Origin of the sequence: Neisseria sp. HMSC065D04, assembly GCF_001815675.1 — a bacterium.
In the GTDB taxonomy this organism is placed as follows: domain Bacteria; phylum Pseudomonadota; class Gammaproteobacteria; order Burkholderiales; family Neisseriaceae; genus Neisseria.
On record NZ_KV821490.1, the window covers coordinates 55,604 to 58,848 of the forward strand.

Below are 3,245 nucleotides of genomic sequence, written 5' to 3' on the forward strand. Positions count from 1 at the left end.
CGCCGTACTGGTTTAAAGTTAATCCACTATATGTGCCGTTTCCGTTGCCGCGCGGCAAAGGGGTCGTCTGAAAACGGCAATCCCTTTTCAGACGACCCCGCCAATATAACGAAATCATCTTTGCTTCAAACAAACCATTCTTTCCGTTTTTCAGACGACCTCTTTAGAGTACCGCCTATCCGAGTTTTGCTAAAGAGAACAATATGTCTATTCAAAACCACCACCTAGACTGGCTCGAAGCCGAATCCATCTACATCATCCGCGAAGTCGTCGCCGAGGCGAAAAATCCCGCGCTGCTGTTTTCCGGCGGCAAGGATTCCGTCGTTTTGCTGGCGCTGGCGGTCAAAGCGTTCAAACTCGAAGGCCGCCCGCTCAAGCTGCCGTTCAAGCTGCTGCACGTCGATACGGGACACAATTACCCCGAAGTGATTCAGTTCCGCGATGAAACCGTGGCGCGCACGGGCGTGCAACTGGTGGTCGGCAGCGTTGAAGACTCCATCAAAAAAGGCACGGTCGTCCTACGCCGCGAAACCGATTCGCGCAACGCCGCGCAGGCGGTTACATTGGTGGAAACCATTGAAGAACAAGGCTTTGACGCGCTGATGGGCGGCGCGCGGCGCGATGAGGAAAAAGCGCGGGCGAAAGAGCGGATTTTCTCGTTCCGCGACGAATTCGGACAATGGGACCCGAAAAGCCAGCGTCCCGAACTCTGGTCGCTCTACAATACGCGGCTCTTTAGCGGCGAAAACATGCGCGTGTTCCCCATTTCAAACTGGACGGAACTCGACATCTGGCAATACATCGCCCGCGAAAACCTCGCGCTGCCGCCGATTTATTACAGCCACAAACGCGAAGTCGTCGAACGCGGCGGGCTGCTCGTCCCCGTTACCCCGCTGACACCGAAACGCGAAGGCGAAGTTTCCAAAATCCGCGACGTGCGCTTCCGTACCGTTGGTGACATTTCCTGCACCTGCCCCGTAGCCAGCACCGCCGCCACGCCCGAAGACATCATCGCCGAAACCGCGGCGGCAACCATCTCCGAGCGCAGCGCCACGCGCATGGACGACCGCGTGTCGGAAGCAGCGATGGAAGAGCGTAAAAAGGCGGGTTATTTTTAAGCGGAGCAATCCGACCAAACCCGCGGCATTCACAATATTTACATCTGAATGTTTCCCTGCCCAAGGTCGTCTGAAACCGATTTCAGACGACCTTTTATTGATACAAATCTAAAATCACACATGAACTTTAACCAAACAACGCCCCGCACCCAAGCCCAAAGCGAGCGTTTGATTCCGACGCCGAAGCCGCGCCATCCCCTTTCCGCCTTCGGTTTTACCAACCGTCCCGGTTCCCGTTTGCCCGCCAGACGCAGGATAACGATAAAACTGAAACAAACAATGAGTGTTATAATAAGTAAACCGACACACCCGACAGGTCGTCTGAAAAGGAGTAATCGACATGCCCCGACGCGTCTTTATCGTACACGGTTTTGAAGGCAATCCGCACGGCAACTGGTTTGACTGGCTCTCGGCACAAGTCCGCGCCGCAGGCTTCCAAGCCGACTCGCTGGCAATGCCCAATCCCGAACGGCCGACGGTTTCCTCGTGGCAGTTCGCCCTCGACCAAGTCATCGGCAAGCCCGACGAAAACACCTTCTTAGTCGGACACAGCCTAGGCTGCATCACCCTTCTGCACTTCCTCAGCCGCCAGCAACCCGAAAAAATCGGCGGCTTGGTACTGGCGGCGGGATTCGCCGACCCCCTGCCCCCGCTGCCCGCCCTTGACGCCTACATCAAAGGCGCCGCGCCCGAATTCGACATCCTGCGCAAAATCCAAATGCCCAAACACTGCATCGTCTCCGACGACGACACCCACGTCCCGCCCGAACTGACCCTGGACATGGCGGACAAACTCAAAAGCCCCGTCACCCACATCGCCCAAGGCGGACACCTGATGGCATCCGACGGCTTCACAGAACTGCCGCAGGCTTGGGAAGCCTTAAAACCGATGCTGGAAGCCAAAATCTGACCCGAACGAATCAAGCACCCGCCCGTACAAACCTGCATACCCGTTCCCAAACACAATCCGGTCCGAAACATCCATACGGATACCCGATACAGCCGACAAACCTATTCAAACGAAGCCTTTGAGTTTCAATATAGTGGATTAAAATTGCAATGATACGGCGTTGCCAACGCCCTTATGTACTACCCGTACACGGCGGGCGTTGCCGCCTTGTCTCATTTTTATTTTAATCCACTATAAAATTCGGCAACCCCTGAAACCATCCTCGAACGAAACCCTAAAAACACACCGCTTCCCATAAGAAAGGTCGTCTGAAAATGCTTCACGCTTGTTTTCAGACGACCTTTGGTTTGAAGTTTCGGTGTTTTGGGGTTTACGCCTGCGGCTCACTCTAGCTGCGCTCATTTACCCAACCTTTTCAACTGTTTGGCAGCATATTATAGTGGATTAAATTTAAATCAGGACAAGGCGGAAGCCGCAGATACAGTACAGATAGTACGGCAAGGCAACGCCGTACTGGTTTAAAGTTAATCCCACTATATTTGCCTGCCGCTGCGGCACGGCGGCAGCGTGCGGCTTTTTTCAGACGACCCGCTTGACTTTGCCTCTTGAGGGTTTACAGTACGGTCTTGGATATTTTCTACAATCTAGGATGAAATCCTACAAGCATTTGTGTTTCGACATTTGGGCGCATCGTCTGCGTTGAAGTGTTGCGGCGGTTTGTCGGATTTCACGATATTTGCCCACAGAAAGGAAACCCTATGGAAACCCTCACGCTTCATATCGACGGGATGACTTGCGGCGGTTGCGTCAAAAGTGTTACCCGCATTTTGACCGGTATCGACGGCGTAGCCAAAGCCGAAGTCAGTTTGGAAAACAAAAATGCCGTTATTGAATTTGATCCGGCGAAAACCAATGCGGCGGCGTTGATTGACGCGGTGGAAGACGGCGGATACGACGCGGCTTTGTGATTGCTTGCGAAAAGGTCGTCTGAAAACGGATTCCGGTTCATATAGAACCGAATCAGCCGTTTTCAGACGACCTTTTTTTACGTTTTCGCCGGATATAGTGGATTAAATTTAAATCAGAACAAGGCGAGGTAACGCCGTACTGGTTTAAAGTTAAATCCACTATAATCAAAACAAGATTCCGTCTCGGCGGCGGTCGTCTGAAAATGAAGCCTGCTTTTCAGACGACCTTGGATTCGGATTTCAAGTGCA

General features: G+C 53.1%; 3 protein-coding genes. All 3 read left to right on the plus strand.

All coding sequences use genetic code 11. The features are described from left to right. Positions 1-203 precede the first annotated feature (203 nt). The 3 genes from cysD (at position 204) to HMPREF3050_RS03060 (ending at position 2,996) form a co-directional block, all read left to right on the plus strand. Positions 204-1,118 (plus strand): sulfate adenylyltransferase subunit CysD, encoded by a 915-nt coding sequence (cysD, locus tag HMPREF3050_RS03050; protein WP_070773401.1) that lies wholly within the window; start codon positions 204-206, stop codon positions 1,116-1,118. Between the two features lie 340 nt (positions 1,119-1,458). Further along, entirely contained in the window at positions 1,459-2,028 is a 570-nt protein-coding gene (locus HMPREF3050_RS03055; RefSeq protein ID WP_009312220.1) for an RBBP9/YdeN family alpha/beta hydrolase, read from the plus strand. 758 nt (positions 2,029-2,786) lie between these two features. Then, positions 2,787-2,996 carry a heavy-metal-associated domain-containing protein gene (locus HMPREF3050_RS03060; protein ID WP_003757400.1) on the plus strand — a complete coding sequence of 70 codons (210 nt, stop codon included), beginning with the start codon at positions 2,787-2,789 and terminating at the stop codon, positions 2,994-2,996. Positions 2,997-3,245 lie beyond the last annotated feature (249 nt).